The sequence below is a fragment of the Paraferrimonas sp. SM1919 genome (assembly GCF_010993985.1).
Classification (GTDB): Bacteria; Pseudomonadota; Gammaproteobacteria; order Enterobacterales; family Shewanellaceae; genus SM1919.
The window spans coordinates 36,198-51,369 of record NZ_WINH01000002.1 but is presented as its reverse complement, the minus strand read 5'-3'; the positions used below and the strand labels follow the sequence as shown (position 1 = coordinate 51,369).

The following is a 15,172-nucleotide window of genomic DNA, read 5'->3' as shown; positions in this document are numbered from 1 at the left end:
GTTTTCCCAAATTATCATTAACCAACTGATTTAAAAGAGCATTAATATCAAAGCAGTTTCTTGTTAAGGTGAATATTTTTCAATCTGGCTATTTTTTAAGCTGTGATCTATTGCACGGTAATATTTTTAATAGTGTCTATACTTTAAGCATATTTATTTCTTAATGTATAAGGTGGACACTTGAAAAGCTCAATATATGCAGTCACCTTGTATTTTTTTAGCACCTTACTTATCAGTATTAGCCCTGCCGAGCCTTCTAAAGCTAGCACTCTCAAAATTGGCACTCTGATTAGCCCAAGTTCTTATTATCCATCAGAAAACCGTATTATTGGCTTTGATTATGAGTTAGCAACCCAATTTGCCAACTTTCTTGATCAGCACATAGAGTTTATTACATTTCCTAACACCGATTCGCTATTAACGGCCGCTCGCAATGGCAGTGTAGATATCATTGCTGCAAATATACCAAAAAGCTTGGCTAACACCCCGAATTTAATTTCTGGTCCAACTTTGTACCAAAGTGACCATGTTGTGGTTTACAATCGTCAATTTAAAAAGCCTGCCAACCTAAATCAGCTTGATGATAAATTAACCATAGCGAAATCGTCTTTCTATGGAGAACTTCTTAGCTCACAAACTCAAAAGGTAACTTGGAATACGGTCAATTCAACCCCGGCAGCATTATTAGTGAAAGTGGCAAAGGGCGAAATTAGCTATACCATAACCGACAGCGCTAACCTTGCGCTAATGCAAAGATATTTACCCACATTAAGAGCAGCATTTACGCTTAAAAAACAACAAAGTATTGGTTGGATGCTAGCTGACAATAGTGATCCAAATCTGTTGAGTCACCTACTGGACTTTTTTAATCACGCGCACCAAACTGGTCAAATGGAGCATCTACAAGAAAAATATTTTGGCCATACCAGTAGCTTTGATTACGTTGATACTCGAGCATTTATTCGTGCTGCAAATACTAAATTAGCTAAATATCAACCATGGTTTAAAAAATATTCCGCTAATATTGACTGGAAAATGTTGGCGGCGATCAGCTATCAAGAATCCCATTGGAACCCCAAAGCACGCTCATATACGGGTGTGCGTGGTATGATGATGCTAACCCGCCCAACGGCAAAACAACTCGGCGTTGACAACCGCCTTGATGCGGAGCAATCGATTCGAGGTGGCGCTCAATACATCAATCACCTCGTTGCTAATTTGCCTAAATCTATCCCATCCCATGAAAGGCTCTGGTTTGCGCTTGCCTCTTATAATATTGGTTATGGCCATGTGGAAGACGCCCGTAAAATTGCGCAATCTAAAGGCTTAGATCCCAGTGCTTGGAAAGACGTAAAAACGGTCTTGCCACTGCTTCATCAACCTGGATATTATGACTATACACGTCATGGTTTTGCTAGAGGTAAAGAGGCTGTTCATTATGTAGAAAACATACGCCGCTATTACGATACCCTTAGCTTGTTAACAGATGAACCTTTAAAAGACTTGTATGCTTCTGATAATGTAATAATTATGTCACCTAAAACTGTTGTACTTAGCCCTGAATAAGGAAATCAAAAATGAAAAGAAGAACATTAAGGCAACAAGCGATGAGCCGAAGACGCACACACCGAAAAGTCACCCACAAAAGAGTTCTGCACAGACAAAAAATGTTCAGACAATTCCAGCACATAGGCATTGCCCATAGTGAGCTTTAGTCGTTATTGCTGATTGGCTTTTTGCGCCAACTTTAATGCCTTCTTTTCGGCACGGCGGCGCTTAAAAAAATTGCTGATCTGCTCGGCGCATTCATCCGCGAGCACCCCCTGCTCGACCGCTAATTGATGATTCAAATTAGGATGTTGTAATAGATTCATCACCGAACCGGCAGCACCTGTTTTCAAATCTTTAGCGCCAAAAACCACCTTTTCAACTCTTGCATGAACCAGTGCTCCAGCACACATTGGGCATGGCTCTAAGGTCACATACAAGGTGCCCCCTATACGGTAATTCTGAATTTTTTCACCAGCACTTTGTATGCAACGAATTTCAGCATGCCCACAAGCATCATGGGCAGCAATCGATAAGTTATGAGCTGAAGCAATAATTTGATTATCTTTTACTAATACAGCACCAACCGGAACCTCCCCTAAAGCTTCTGCCTTGGCAGCCTCTTCGATGGCATATTGCATCCAATATTGGTGATTATTAGGCTCGTTTGTCATTGAATATATTCGCGATAAAAAATAATTTTTAATTTTAACAAATTAAATTATAGAGTTTTGTATTATCTTAGTATCAAGTTTAAATCAGCTATTTTTTAATGGAACTAAATTATGAAATACTTCAAAGTATTCGCCGCATCAGCAATTATTTCTGGCTGTGCTAGCCAAGCCGGAACCGAGTTACCACAAATTGCTACGAGTAAATACCAAGTCATTACTCTAGCCACTGATCTTGATAGACCCTGGGCCGTAGCCGAACTGAGCCCTGAACAATACATCATTACTGAAAGAAGCGGCCAAATCAGACTATTTAATGATGGTAAATTATCCGCACCTATCGTTTTCCCTGTAAGCGTCTTTGATCAGGGGCAAGGTGGTCTGCTTGATGTCAGCTTAGATCCCAATTACGCGGACAATGGCTGGCTATATTTTAGCTTTGCTGCGGGCAATCAAGACAACAATGGCACCCAACTTATTCGAGCCCAGCTAAATAAACAGCAAACCGCACTGATTAACGTTGAAAAACTGTTTAAGGCCATGCCCCTTAAAAAAGGCAGCTACCATTATGGCGGTCGCATTGAGTTTTTAAATAACGACACCCTAGTGATGCCAGTAGGCGATGCTTATCTCCATATGGAAGATGCCCAACAACTTGATAGTCATTTAGGAAAAATCATCCGCATTAAGAGCGACGGTAGCATCCCTAAAGACAACCCTTTTATTGGCAAGACACCATTTAGTGATGCTATTTACAGCTATGGGCATCGCAACCCTCAAGGCTTAATCTTTGATAAACAAACCAATACCCTTTATGCCAATGAGCATGGCCCAAGGGGTGGCGATGAACTAAACATTATTGAAGCGGGTAACAACTATGGTTGGCCAAAAGCGACCTATGGGGTGAATTATAACTTCACCACCATTACCGATGACACCAGTTTGCCGGGTATGATTGACCCTAAGATAAACTGGACACCATCCATTGCGCCATCGTCACTGGCCCACTATAGCGCCAAGGATGACAGCCCTTGGAGTCAATCACTGCTCACTACTACACTGAAATTTAAACAATTACGGGTGATTTCTAGCGACGGCAATTACCATCAACAAATCGCCCTAAAAGAGCTGGACGATCGTCTGCGTGATGTCTTAGTCGATAGTAGCAATAACCTTATCTTTGTGACCGACAGCGGTAAACTGATTCAGGTTAAGTAGCCCTTATTTAACAAGCACTAACATTATCTAAAACAAAAACGGCCAGTCAATCGACTGGCCGTTTTTTATTTCTGCATAATCTTGCTTGGTGAAAACTTTAAGGTCAACCAAATCGCGACGACAAAGGTTAACAACTCGGTGATGGCTAGCACCATAAAAATGCCCGTGTTGCCGAACAATAATGGCAAGGTAATCAACAAACTGGCCGGTAAAATAAAGCTACGAAGCAATGAAATAGCGGCTGAAGGAATGGGCTGGTGCATCGCCGTTAAATAGCCTGACAACACAATATTGATGCCATTAAACAAAAATGCCGGCCAAATATACCCTGCAAACTGATTAGCAATACTGATTGACTGGGCACTGGCCTCATCTAAAAACAATTCAATTAACGTCTGCGGGAAGAAGGTTAACGCCACGCTCACCCCTAAACCAATGCTAAATGCACTAATACAAGCGACCTTAATAAAGCTGGTGACCCTATCGGCATAGCCTGCGCCATAGTTTTTAGAAATAATCGGCTGCAGTGAGTCACTAATCCCAAAGCTCAGCACAATACCAATGAAACATAAATAGTTAATCACCGCATAGGCCGCAACGCCATCCACGCCAATACGAGTCATCAGTACCCAGTTAAAAATTAATGCGGTAATACCAGCCGAGACTTCATTGCCGAATTCAGACACGCCATTAAAGCAAGACGCTTTTAAGGTGTGCCACACCTTAACAGGGCGCACAAACGCTAACACCCTTTGCTTACGATTAAAGTGCACCAATAGGATTAGCAATGCTATTACTTGGCTAATACCGGTTGCCAATGCCGCACCAAACATGCCCTGCTCTAACAGCACTATCAACACATAATCTAAGCCAATATTGGTAAAGGCACTGGCTACCGTGGCCAGCCCCATTAAATTGGGATTATTATCTACCCGCACGAAGTACATCAACACGGTGGAAAGCCCAATAACAGGGCTAAACAACAGTACAATATCTAAATATTGGCCAAGTAAATCAGCGCTGTTATCCTTAGCACCCAGCATAGTCACCAAGCCATCCATAAAGATCAGGCTTAGGGTGCCTAATCCCAAAGTCAGCATTAGGGTTGAAACCACAATCGCCATAAAGGTTTGGGTGGCCGCCTTAGGATTGCCCTCGCCAATTTGTTTGCCCGCAATCACCGAGCCGCCAACTGAAATCATCAAGCTAAGGCCGAAAATAAAGGTAAACACTGGCATGGAAAAATTCGCCGCCGCTAAGGCATCAGAACCTATGTAATTGCCGACAAAAATGCCATCAACAATCGCAGAAGAGGATACCGCCAACATACCCAACGCAGAGGGCAAGGCATAACGTATGAAAATAGAAAAGATGGAACCTTTTAAGGGATCGGCCATGATTACTGCTCAGCAAACAAAAAAGCGATTTTAGCATAAGCTTAAAGATCCTAAACTAACCAAGGACATATAATTCTTATAAAGATTTATTTATACTGAAGCTATAAAAGTTTATGGACAAACCTATGCGTATTATTATTCTACTGCTGTGCGTAATGCTAAGTGCCTGCAGTAGCAATCAAGTCACTGTGATTAATTCTAAAGTACTGCCAGCGTCACCTAAAACTGATGATAAGCAACGCTATAAAAACTTATTCTCAGGTGACCAACAATACCCCAAAAACTGCACTGACAACTGCTATCCAAACACGCCAGCAATTAAATGCCGTGCTAAGCAAGAAAATTGTCGGTTTGTGGCTCAGCAGACAATGCCGCAGCTTGATACTCCCTTTAGTGTGCGTTGGTTAGGCCACGCCAGCTTTTATATTAAAGCGGGTCAACAGAGTTTCTTATTTGATCCGGTAAAAGAACAGTTTGATTGGCCAGTAAACTGGGCATTCAAACTCACCGAGGGCTTTAACCGTCAGCCTGGCAATTGGCCCAGCCAAGCTGAGATAGATGCTTTAGATGGCGTAATGTATTCCCACCTGCATTACGACCACTTTCACAAGGGGGATATCAACGACATTGGCAACCAAGCCCGCTACTTTGTGCCTATGGGCACCAGCGAGCATTTTGATAATGGTGGCTACCAAATTTTTGATATGAGCTGGTACAGTCATTATCAGATTGCAGATACCAAGATACATTTTGTGCCCGCCCATCACTTTAACTCACGGATTGAAGTGCCCTACCTATATGAGGATCATAATAAGGTGCTATGGGGAGGCTGGATCATAGAGCAGCAAGGCAAAAAATTATTCTTTGCCGGTGATACTGGCTACTCGCCGCATTTTAAAAACATCCATAAACGCTATGGCGATATGGATATCTGTTTAATCCCTATCGCTTCTTATCACCACGAGCAATATTCTAAATGGTACCGCTATGTGCACTTAACACCAGAGGATTCGCTGCAAGCGGCTACCGAACTTAACTGTAAAGTCATGATCCCCTTTGGCTATGGTAACAACAGTTGGAAAATGGGCGATCACAGCAGTCATTCTGCGTTGTTTAGATTAATGCATACCAAAACCATGTACCCAAATGTACCTTTGTATATTTTAAATGAAGGCGAACAGGTTAAGTTTTAAGGCTGTATGGCACTTTCAGATTACGGATCATCAAGATAACTGTTATTTTTTCCTGATAATCCGTCTATTTATATACGCTGGAGTTGGGCTGAAATAAAATAGCACAACGCAATAAAACCAAAGTTAATACAGGCTCTTATAGGGAAGTTATAGCTTAGGTAGCTTACCTTGCTGGTTAAAAGCACCGTAATTCCCATCAGTGTAAACCAAGGGGTGCAAACAAAAATTAGCTGCCATTTTATCAAAGACACCGCAACATCGTGCAATGCCCCACTGACCATAAAAGTAACCAGAATCGCTAAGCTATTTGGCAGCACAACCGCCAGCGGCCGCATAACAAACCTAGACAGGTAATAACTCCACACCGGGTTCCAAAACCGCCAAAAGCCCCCGAAATTACCAGCCCCCATAGATCGCTTAAGCATGGCAGACAAGGCGCCTTTACCACCTAGCGCCACCCCACTCCGTCGCTTCACATATTCAGATAAAGTCGTATTTTTCATTGTATTAAGCTTGCAAGCTATTCCAGTAAGATCTCCATCCCCTTGAAACTAACAATTCAGAATGTAGAAGACAAGCTATCTATAGATGTTAAAGAAATACGAATTACGTCCTGCTACTCAGAATTCCCCTTTCACTTTGCGAAGAATTTGATTGAGGAATAGCTGTAAAAGTCATGGATGACTTTTAAGGTTAGTTTGAGCCATGGACAAATAGGCATGGATAGCCTATTTGCACAGCGAAGCTGCCCGTAGGGTGAGGTACAAGGATGTATCGAATGAAGGCGAAACATTTGTTTGGAACAAATTTTAACAGCTTTAGCTGGCCCGAAGGGTGGAAGGCAGGATGCCTGGAATAATCCGCCGTCAGCGTAGTGACGATTGAAAATTCTGGTTAAGCAAAGTTAAGGGCGGCTCAGGGGGTGCGGGGACAAAGCTGTCTGGAACAACTTTGAGCTGCTTTAGCAGACCCGAAGGGCGTAAGGCATGGATGCCTGAAGTAACAAGCTGTTGGCTTCCCCTGACCTGCTGCCGGCAGCCCTGCAAGTACGTGACAGGAACAAAACAGCTAAAAACGGTTAAACCTAAAGAGCAGAATGGAAAAAAGATCAGATCATAGGATGAAATCCTATAAAACGAAAAAAGCCGCTAACAAACGTTAGCGGCTTTTCCGAAGTATTGGTGGAGCTACACGGGATCGAACCGTGGACCTCTTCGCTGCCAGCGAAGCGCTCTCCCAGCTGAGCTATAGCCCCAAAACTTTATAATTTTAGTTAGTAGTGGCGTCCCCTAGGGGATTCGAACCCCTGTTACCGCCGTGAAAGGGCGGTGTCCTAGGCCTCTAGACGAAGGGGACCCATGGACTAAGTTGATACTGTTTAGACTCGGTATCACGAGTTGAATTAGTGGCGTCCCCTAGGGGATTCGAACCCCTGTTACCGCCGTGAAAGGGCGGTGTCCTAGGCCTCTAGACGAAGGGGACGCAAAGACGAAAAAAACAGAAAGTGGTGGAGCTACACGGGATCGAACCGTGGACCTCTTCGCTGCCAGCGAAGCGCTCTCCCAGCTGAGCTATAGCCCCCTTTCTGTTCCTTCATACTCAAGTCAACCTATTTAAAAGTTGTCCTTGAGTGCGGAGCGCATTCTAGGGGGCAGTGCCCAAAGAGTCAACCCGTTTTTTAAGAATTTTCTCTATCTGCTATAAAATTAACCGCTTTGTTGATCCTTTCTACACTTCTTGATTGTCCAATGTGGAGCAAGGTCACATCTAGCGATGGTGACTGGCCTGCACCAGTGGCTGCAACACGCAATGGCATACCCACCTTACCCATGCCTAGTTCAAGTTCTTCTGCCGTTGCAGCAATAGCGGCTTGAATATTTTCAGCGGTCCAATCCGTGATGGCTGCAAGTTTACTTTGTACCAGTTCAAGTGGTGCTTTTGCCACTGGACGTAGGTGCTTTTTAGCTGCAGCAGCATCAAACTCTTGGTAATCTTCATAGAAGTAACGGCTGCTAGCGGCTAATTCTTTTAGGGTTTGTGCACGCTCTGATAGTGCCACAACGATATCTTCTAAGGCTGGGCCGTTAGTGGTATCGATATTTTGATCCTGCATGTGCCACTCAAGGTGCTTAGCCACATATTTAGGGTCAGAGTTTTTGATGTAGTGTTGGTTCAACCAAAGTAGCTTTTCAGTATTAAATGCTGAAGCGGCTTTGTTGATGTCACCTAACTTAAATAGCTCAATCATTTCTTCAATAGAGAAGATCTCTTGATCGCCGTGGGACCAACCTAAACGCACAAGGTAGTTAAGTAGTGCTTCTGGTAAGTAGCCATCATCACGGTACTGCATAACCCCTACTGCACCATGACGCTTTGAAAGCTTGGCACCGTCGTCACCTAAAATCATCGCAACGTGAGCGTACTCTGGTACTGGTGCGCCAAGTGCTTTTAGGATGTTAATTTGGCGAGGCGTATTGTTGACATGGTCTTCACCACGAACCACCTGGGTAATACCCATATCCCAATCGTCGACTACTACACAGAAGTTATAAGTAGGTGAACCGTCTGAACGCAGGATAATAAGATCATCAAGCTCGGTGTTTTGGAATTCAATACGACCACGAACATAGTCGTCAAATACTACTGAACCTTCCGTTGGGTTTCGAAAACGTACTACATAATCGCCTTCGATATCTTGTAAATTAAGATCGCGACATTTACCATCGTATTGAGGTTTTTCACCGTTTGCCATCTGCTCTTCACGAAGGGCATCTAAGCGCTCACGGGAACAAGTACACTTATAGGCTTTGCCTTCGTCTTCTAACTTAGCAATTAACTCTTTATAACGATCAAAACGTTTAGTCTGATAGTAAGGGCCTTCATCCCAAGTTAGACCTAACCATTCCATACCTTCCATAATCGCATCAATCGCTTCTTGAGTTGAGCGTTCTAGGTCAGTGTCTTCAATTCGTAATACGAATTCACCTTTTGCATGACGTGCATGTAACCAAGAATATAGAGCTGTACGGGCACCACCAACGTGTAGGAAACCGGTTGGGCTAGGTGCAAAACGAGTCTTAACTGTCATTTGGACAAATACCTTAAATTTTGTGCCTAAAAAGGCTATTTCAATTTTGCCGCGTAGTGTAGCAATCTATTGCTTAATCAAAAAGCACAAAATCCACACTACCCCCATCTTTTCTGAGTTTTCATTTCCATATAAATAGTAGACAAGAATTTAAAGCGAAAGCCCTTTAGTTGGCGTAGTAATATTGACTAAAACAATAAGAGTAGATCGATCCGACAAAAACGCCCCAAAGTTTTAACTCGATCTTAGTGCTTGTTGGTTTTATAATCATGCAGTAATTTTAATTAAATTAATCGTTGACACATTTGGGCGCATGCCTATAATACGACTCCGCAATGAAGCACAGGGTTACCGAATTTCATTGCTCCTAGTGAAGAGGGCGATTAGCTCAGCTGGGAGAGCACATCCCTTACAAGGATGGGGTCACTGGTTCGAGCCCAGTATCGCCCACCACTCCTAGTACAACAGTCAGCGGGCGATTAGCTCAGCTGGGAGAGCACATCCCTTACAAGGATGGGGTCACTGGTTCGAGCCCAGTATCGCCCACCACGCTGCTGTTTTACTAAAGTGTCGAACATTCTCCCTTAGGATTGGGCGATTAGCTCAGCTGGGAGAGCACATCCCTTACAAGGATGGGGTCACTGGTTCGAGCCCAGTATCGCCCACCAATCCTAACAAAACAGCCAGCGGGCGATTAGCTCAGCTGGGAGAGCACATCCCTTACAAGGATGGGGTCACTGGTTCGAGCCCAGTATCGCCCACCACCGCTGCTGTTTTATTTACCCTTCTAAAAATCCTAATTGACTTCTAGAGCACATCAAAATATTTGGTGATTTTTTGCTATCTCAGATTTAGCATAATCCCTTGCAGACATCCCATTACACCATCACAAAACTATTGGCTGCTCCAACCTTGATGCACCTTAGATAGTGGCTATGTGTTAAGTTGCCATAAATTACATGATGTCAAATCAAGTGCTGGCTTACTCTTGGTCTTGGGCTGCCATATTTTTTTGAGATTTCGGCATTAATATTTTTTGCTTCAATTGCGTCAACAAATTCGAATGCACTTGAGTTAATGATGGGGTGGTTTGCTTGCTAAATGGCAGAGGTCTCAATTGTTGCATACAAGCTAAACCTAGCTTAGCGGTAAGTAAACCCGCACCAACGCCCTGAGCAAACCTTAAAGATAATTTAGAAGTGAGCTCCATGGATATGGTTTGTGACGCCACATCGAGCATTAATTCAGTACTAGCGCCATAAATGGCATTATTTAGCAATTGCCTTAATAACTTTACTCGACTCCAATAACCTAGCTGTAAACCATAACAATCAGCCAATTGCGAAATCATTTTATGATTACGCCAAATAATACTTAGGCCATCAATAAAGGCGATAGGGCTTAAACCAACTAAAGTCGCCGTGGCTAAAGACTGCTCAGACACTATTTTTAAGGCCTTGTTATCGATCGTTTGGTTGATGTATCTATCTATCAGTGCAAACTTGCCAGCGATCTGTGCGTGTTGCTGAATATTGGCTTTTAAATGAGCAAATTCACCCTTATCAATCCCGGGTATTATGGCCAATTGTTTTACTACACCAGCAGGATCATTAGCACTAGCTTGTTGTTGCTTTAAGGCCTTTAATGCCTTTGCTTCTCGCCAAAAAATTTTTGCCACTAACAGACAAAAACTTGCGACAACCGTGACCAGTAAAGTGAAGTAAAGCGGATTTTGCCAAGCCAATATTAATGATTCTGTTAGCTGCCAAATGGTTAACATCAAAGTAGAACCAACAAAAAGGCGCCATAACTTTCTAGGTTTTGTTTGTTTATTTATCGTTTGAGCTTGAGTGGCTATTATTTGTTGTTGTAATTGCTGAGCATTATCAAATTCAAGTGCTGTGGTTTTAGGTATTTGCTTGTCAGTATTAGTATCAAACTCCAACGGCCCCTGCTTCATAATTTATCTCCAATTAAACTTTGTAAAAGGGCATCTAAGCCGATATGCCCTAAACAAGTTTGTTCACTTTTAGCAGGCGCTAATGGGTACATTTTAAAACTTGGGCTTTGCCAGTAATCATCATCCGGTAAGCCATCGGGTAATTGCCCTGGATTAAAGTGTTTCTGCTCTGCATTAAGGGTTTTTGCGGTTAAGCTTGGATAAGATTTTCCCTGATAATTAGCAGTGCCGTCAGTACTTGCGCGTACCGAGGCGATCGCCTGTAACTCTACTTTAGCACCAGTAAGCTTGCTTTGTTCAATTTGGCTGTATAGCATTTTTTCTAGCAATAAAACCAACTTATCTCTTTGTTCTGCATCAATATGATCGGCTTTCGTCGCCACTAAATTAAGCTGTTCATATTGAGAGGAAAACCAGCGACTTAACCAAGACTGTTTGCCATATTGGAAATGTTGAAAAATGCCCGTCAAAGCCTGTAACTGTTGATTAAACTGCATTTTTCCAGCAGCAAGTGGGGTTAAGCAATCAACTAAAATCAGTTGCCTATCAAAGCGTTCAAAATAATCTCTGTAAAAAGGCAGTATCACCGTTTGTTTATACTGTTCAAAGCGATCACTAAGCATTAATTTGATGCTTTGATCAGCATCAGGGCTAACTGGGAAAAAACTGATTACTGGAGAATCTAATAACTGATGGGGCACCAATGCCCTCCCCGGCTGCAAGTAACACAGACCTTGGCTTTTTAGCGCCATTAATAACTGCTGATAGATTTTGGCAACCCGTAAAACAGCCTCATCAGTGCCTTCTACGAGTGCAGCTCTGGCATCATAAAATGAGTTAATTAAATGACCAATTGCGTCTGGTTTGCGATTAAACCTAGCCTGTTCAAGTTGCTTAAGATTACTGTCTATGTAGTCGCACCAAGTATCAAAATCTTGATCCAACATAGCAAGATCTAATAACCACTCTCCTGGATAGTCGCAAATATCGAGCATCAGTGACTGGCTAGAAAAAATCCTAAGCCTGCTATTGGGTTGGTAGTCAATTTGCAGTCTCAACTGGCTAGTGCCTGCGGTGGCTTGTGGCCACTTTGGGGATGCTGCCATCAAAGACTCAATAGCACTTGAATAATTAAAACTGGCAATACAAGGATCAGCCTGAGGGCTTCTTTTCACCGCCAAAATTCTGCCATCAAGTGCTGCTTCAAATAAAGGCAGTATAGCCTTATCAAAGTTTAATAATTGGTGCACTAGGGCGGTAATAAAGGTGGTTTTACCCGCGCCAGAGAGGCCAGTTACGGCAATGGCCAAGTGTCCATTCAGGCTTTGTTGAAGTTTGGCTTGGCCTTTGGCTAAGGTCTGCTGGCCCTGCTCTTTTGCAGCAGCGCCAAGCTGTTTACCTTTAGCCAATATTGCATCAAGTTTACTGCTTTTCAATTAAGCTCCTTAAAGCTTATTAATCTCTTGTCTTAGCTGATAAGAGTCATCAATGACATGGCGTTCAATTGAGCGTAAGCGTAATTCAAGCGATCGAAAGCGACCATTAATGTCTCTTAGCGCCTTTAGTGGCGGCTCGCCCGCTTGCCAAAACTTAGTTTTAACTTCTATCGATTGGTTAAGCTCTGGTGCTGATAATGGTTTTTTATCCAACACCATCCACAGCACTAAGTAAGCTAAGAATGGTAAGCCTGAAAACCAGCCAAGTAACACAGCCGAAGCCCAAATTACACGTACTAACCAGACTTCCCAGCCAAAGTAGTGAGCGATACCAGAACACACACCCGCGACTTTGGAATTCACACTGTCACGGTATAAATGTCCGCCTTTAATTTTCATGCTTCGTCCTCCATTGTGGAGAGTTTGCATCCAAAATGGCTTCTAAGGTTTCAATTCTTTCAGCCATTTTTTCTGCTCGGCTCGCAAGTTCATTAAGCTGTTGGTACTCTTCATCTGAGAAGCCCTTGCCGACCTGTTTTTTTGATCTATAGTGCAGTATTAGCCATAAAGGAGCGACAATCACCATAAACACAATTAATGGTACTATTAACACATCCATATTCATCACCTCCTCCTATTCTGGTTAAGCTTGTTTATCTTTTGCTAATTTTTGCTTTAATGCCTCAAGCTCAGAATTAATACTTTCTTGGGCTTCTAGCTCGGCAAATTCATCGGCTAAAGTCTTGTTGCCCATTTCGTATGACTCAACTTGAGCTTCAATGCCTTCAATACGGCTTTCATATTGGTCAAAGCGATTCATTGCTTTATCAATTTTAGATGGATCCAGCGTACGCTTAACATCTAAACGCGAAGTCGCGGTTTGCTGACGCATAATGATCGACTTTTGACGTGCCTTGGCATCCGCCAACTTGTCTTGAAGGGTGGATACCTCTTCTTTAAGCTTAGCTAATTGCTGATCGATCACTTCTAACTCATGAGTCAGCATTTCAGCGTTGTCTGACAGCTTTTGCTTTTCAATGAGCGCGCTGCGGGCTAGGTCTTCACGATCTTTTGAAAGTGCTAGCTCTGCTTTTGCCTGCCAATCGTTGGCTTGCTCGTTTAGACGCTCAATGCGGCGTGCCACTTCTTTCTTTTCTGCTAATACTTTAGCTGAAGTTGAGCGAACTTCTACTAAGGTGTCTTCCATCTCTTGGATGATCAGACGAACCATTTTTGCAGGATCTTCTGCTTTATCTAAAATTGAAGTGATATTGGAATTAACAATATCTGCAAAACGAGAAAAAATACCCATAATAAAATTCCTTCAGTTAGTTGAATTCACACTTATCCTTCAGATTTCATGCCAACTTTACACAAAACCACAACCCATTGATTTTATTAAAATTTAAAATTTTGTTTACAATGGGTGGTAAATTTCACTACTATAAATCTCACTAATTATTAGTCACATAGACCACCAACAATGCCAATAAATAAAAAACAAGATAATTTACTAGGTGAATCCAATGCCTTTTTAGAAGTCCTTGAGCAAGTCTCACAAATAGCACCTTTAAATAAACCTGTATTAATTATTGGCGAACGCGGAACCGGCAAAGAGCTTATTGCTGCACGTTTACATTATTTATCAGAACGTTGGGATCAAAACTATATTACTTTAAACTGCGCAGCGCTAAATGAAAACCTATTAGAGAGTGAATTATTTGGTCATGAAAGTGGCGCCTTCACGGGCGCTGGCAAACGCCATGAGGGTCGCTTTGAGAGGGCAAACCATGGCACACTGTTTTTAGATGAATTGGCCAACACCTCGGGTTTAGTCCAAGAAAAACTATTGCGCGTCATTGAATATGGTGAATTCGAGCGGGTGGGTGGCGCTAAAACCGTTAAAACCGATGTCCGCTTAGTCTGTGCTACCAACGAAGACTTGCCTTCTTTAGCGGAGGCTGGGGAATTTAGGGCTGATTTACTCGATAGGCTTGCTTTCGATGTGATCAACTTACCACCATTACGAGAAAGACAAGAAGACATTCTGTTACTGGCAGAACACTTTGCTATGAACATGACCCAGCAGCTGCAATTGGAAATGTTTTCGGGCTTTAGTAAAACCGCCAAACAAAGCTTACTCAGTTATCATTGGCCAGGAAACATCAGGGAATTAAAAAATGTGGTTGAACGAAGCGTGTACCGCCATGGTAATGCTTACACGCCAGTGCACAATATTATATTAGATCCTTTTGAAAGCCCTTTTCGCCCTCAGGCTCGAGTAAAAACCCAAGATAGGCAAATTCAAGTAGCCACAAATGCACAACCGCTAACAACTGAAGAGATGCAGCAAACGCCCCCTAGTCAAACGCCAACTCACGACATGACTTTACCCATGGATATCAAACAGCACCTGCAAGACTATGAAGTACAAATACTTAAACAGGCCTTAGAGCAAAGTCAATTTAATCAAAAGAAATGCGCCCAATCTTTGGGGCTTACTTATCACCAGTTGCGTGGCATCCTAAAAAAATACAATCTTTTTGACAATATTTAACTGAATTGGTGGTTAACTTGGGTAATTTTGCTGAAATTTTATTGTCCAACTTAACCCATACAGATACACTTAAGTATTATTCATGACATTCAATTAGATATGTT

General features: G+C 42.6%; 13 protein-coding genes and 8 tRNA genes. 8 read left to right on the top strand and 13 right to left on the bottom strand.

All coding sequences use genetic code 11. The annotated features are described in order from the left end of the window. Positions 1-180: 180 nt before the first annotated feature. Positions 181-1,566, top strand: coding sequence for a membrane-bound lytic murein transglycosylase MltF (gene mltF / locus GFB48_RS01390; RefSeq protein ID WP_163930412.1), 1,386 nt, complete (start codon positions 181-183; stop codon positions 1,564-1,566). Positions 1,567-1,718: 152 nt separating this feature from the next. On the opposite strand, the gene tadA is transcribed toward mltF, so the two are convergent. After that, positions 1,719-2,222 carry a tRNA adenosine(34) deaminase TadA gene (gene tadA / locus GFB48_RS01385; RefSeq protein WP_163930410.1) on the bottom strand — a complete coding sequence of 168 codons (504 nt, stop codon included), beginning with the start codon at positions 2,220-2,222 and terminating at the stop codon, positions 1,719-1,721. Between the two features lie 111 nt (positions 2,223-2,333). On the opposite strand from tadA, the gene GFB48_RS01380 reads away from it, so the two are divergent. Beyond that, on the top strand, positions 2,334-3,437 hold the full coding sequence (locus GFB48_RS01380) for a PQQ-dependent sugar dehydrogenase (RefSeq protein ID WP_163930408.1): 1,104 nt from the start codon (positions 2,334-2,336) through the stop codon (positions 3,435-3,437). A gap of 65 nt (positions 3,438-3,502) precedes the next feature. Here the strand turns inward: GFB48_RS01380 and GFB48_RS01375 are convergent, their stop codons facing one another. After that, positions 3,503-4,834: an MATE family efflux transporter gene (locus tag GFB48_RS01375; protein ID WP_163930406.1), complete on the bottom strand. Its 1,332-nt coding sequence runs from the start codon at positions 4,832-4,834 to the stop codon at positions 3,503-3,505. A 125-nt stretch (positions 4,835-4,959) separates the two neighbouring features. Between GFB48_RS01375 and GFB48_RS01370 the strand changes: the two genes are divergently transcribed. Further along, the gene (locus GFB48_RS01370; protein ID WP_163930405.1) at positions 4,960-6,027 is read left to right on the top strand and encodes an MBL fold metallo-hydrolase; all 1,068 of its coding nucleotides are present in this window, start codon (positions 4,960-4,962) and stop codon (positions 6,025-6,027) included. A 68-nt stretch (positions 6,028-6,095) separates the two neighbouring features. On the opposite strand, the gene GFB48_RS01365 is transcribed toward GFB48_RS01370, so the two are convergent. From GFB48_RS01365 to gltX, 6 genes are all read right to left on the bottom strand, one after another. After that, positions 6,096-6,530, bottom strand: a complete 435-nt coding sequence (locus GFB48_RS01365; protein WP_163930403.1) for an acyltransferase — start codon at positions 6,528-6,530, stop codon at positions 6,096-6,098. Positions 6,531-7,206: 676 nt separating this feature from the next. Then, positions 7,207-7,282, bottom strand: a tRNA-Ala gene (locus GFB48_RS01360). Positions 7,283-7,307: 25 nt separating this feature from the next. After that, positions 7,308-7,383: transfer RNA gene (locus GFB48_RS01355), tRNA-Glu, on the bottom strand. Positions 7,384-7,433: 50 nt separating this feature from the next. Next, positions 7,434-7,509 (bottom strand) — tRNA-Glu (locus tag GFB48_RS01350). Positions 7,510-7,532: 23 nt separating this feature from the next. Beyond that, positions 7,533-7,608, bottom strand: a tRNA-Ala gene (locus GFB48_RS01345). A 97-nt stretch (positions 7,609-7,705) separates the two neighbouring features. Then, positions 7,706-9,115, bottom strand: a complete 1,410-nt coding sequence (gltX, locus tag GFB48_RS01340; protein ID WP_163930401.1) for a glutamate--tRNA ligase — start codon at positions 9,113-9,115, stop codon at positions 7,706-7,708. A gap of 377 nt (positions 9,116-9,492) precedes the next feature. On the opposite strand from gltX, the gene GFB48_RS01335 reads away from it, so the two are divergent. The 4 genes from GFB48_RS01335 (at position 9,493) to GFB48_RS01320 (ending at position 9,879) form a co-directional block, all read left to right on the top strand. Further along, positions 9,493-9,568: transfer RNA gene (locus tag GFB48_RS01335), tRNA-Val, on the top strand. A 20-nt stretch (positions 9,569-9,588) separates the two neighbouring features. After that, positions 9,589-9,664, top strand: a tRNA-Val gene (locus tag GFB48_RS01330). 43 nt (positions 9,665-9,707) lie between these two features. After that, positions 9,708-9,783: transfer RNA gene (locus GFB48_RS01325), tRNA-Val, on the top strand. Positions 9,784-9,803: 20 nt separating this feature from the next. Then, positions 9,804-9,879, top strand: a tRNA-Val gene (locus GFB48_RS01320). 218 nt (positions 9,880-10,097) lie between these two features. On the opposite strand, the gene GFB48_RS01315 is transcribed toward GFB48_RS01320, so the two are convergent. The 5 genes from GFB48_RS01315 to pspA are packed head-to-tail and all read right to left on the bottom strand — an operon-like array spanning position 10,098 to position 13,823. Then, entirely contained in the window at positions 10,098-11,075 is a 978-nt protein-coding gene (locus GFB48_RS01315) for a YcjF family protein (protein WP_163930399.1), read from the bottom strand. Further along, positions 11,072-12,511: a YcjX family protein gene (locus tag GFB48_RS01310; RefSeq protein WP_163930397.1), complete on the bottom strand. Its 1,440-nt coding sequence runs from the start codon at positions 12,509-12,511 to the stop codon at positions 11,072-11,074. The genes GFB48_RS01315 and GFB48_RS01310 overlap by 4 nt, the downstream gene beginning before the upstream one ends. A gap of 9 nt (positions 12,512-12,520) precedes the next feature. After that, positions 12,521-12,910, bottom strand: coding sequence for an envelope stress response membrane protein PspC (pspC, locus tag GFB48_RS01305; protein WP_163930395.1), 390 nt, complete (start codon positions 12,908-12,910; stop codon positions 12,521-12,523). Beyond that, a complete protein-coding gene (gene pspB, locus GFB48_RS01300) occupies positions 12,900-13,136 on the bottom strand; it encodes an envelope stress response membrane protein PspB (RefSeq protein ID WP_163930393.1) in 237 nt (78 codons plus the stop codon). The genes pspC and pspB overlap by 11 nt, the downstream gene beginning before the upstream one ends. Positions 13,137-13,154: 18 nt before the next feature. Next, entirely contained in the window at positions 13,155-13,823 is a 669-nt protein-coding gene (gene pspA, locus GFB48_RS01295) for a phage shock protein PspA (protein WP_163930391.1), read from the bottom strand. A 171-nt stretch (positions 13,824-13,994) separates the two neighbouring features. On the opposite strand from pspA, the gene pspF reads away from it, so the two are divergent. Beyond that, on the top strand, positions 13,995-15,068 hold the full coding sequence (pspF, locus tag GFB48_RS01290) for a phage shock protein operon transcriptional activator (RefSeq protein ID WP_163930389.1): 1,074 nt from the start codon (positions 13,995-13,997) through the stop codon (positions 15,066-15,068). The last annotated feature ends 104 nt before the right edge of the window (positions 15,069-15,172 follow it).

What these genes read in the sequence shown, in the direction of transcription:
- GFB48_RS01370 (WP_163930405.1), top strand. Translation starts at nt 4,960, where the DNA reads ATGCGTATTATTATTCTACTGCTGTGCGTAATGCTAAGTGCCTGCAGT.
- pspF (WP_163930389.1), top strand. Translation starts at nt 13,995, where the DNA reads ATGCCAATAAATAAAAAACAAGATAATTTACTAGGTGAATCCAATGCC.
- GFB48_RS01315 (WP_163930399.1), bottom strand. Translation starts at nt 11,075, where the DNA reads ATGAAGCAGGGGCCGTTGGAGTTTGATACTAATACTGACAAGCAAATA.
- pspC (WP_163930395.1), bottom strand. Translation starts at nt 12,910, where the DNA reads ATGAAAATTAAAGGCGGACATTTATACCGTGACAGTGTGAATTCCAAA.
- pspB (WP_163930393.1), bottom strand. Translation starts at nt 13,136, where the DNA reads ATGAATATGGATGTGTTAATAGTACCATTAATTGTGTTTATGGTGATT.
- pspA (WP_163930391.1), bottom strand. Translation starts at nt 13,823, where the DNA reads ATGGGTATTTTTTCTCGTTTTGCAGATATTGTTAATTCCAATATCACT.
- GFB48_RS01375 (WP_163930406.1), bottom strand. Translation starts at nt 4,834, where the DNA reads ATGGCCGATCCCTTAAAAGGTTCCATCTTTTCTATTTTCATACGTTAT.
- GFB48_RS01380 (WP_163930408.1), top strand. Translation starts at nt 2,334, where the DNA reads ATGAAATACTTCAAAGTATTCGCCGCATCAGCAATTATTTCTGGCTGT.
- gltX (WP_163930401.1), bottom strand. Translation starts at nt 9,115, where the DNA reads ATGACAGTTAAGACTCGTTTTGCACCTAGCCCAACCGGTTTCCTACAC.
- GFB48_RS01365 (WP_163930403.1), bottom strand. Translation starts at nt 6,530, where the DNA reads ATGAAAAATACGACTTTATCTGAATATGTGAAGCGACGGAGTGGGGTG.
- tadA (WP_163930410.1), bottom strand. Translation starts at nt 2,222, where the DNA reads ATGACAAACGAGCCTAATAATCACCAATATTGGATGCAATATGCCATC.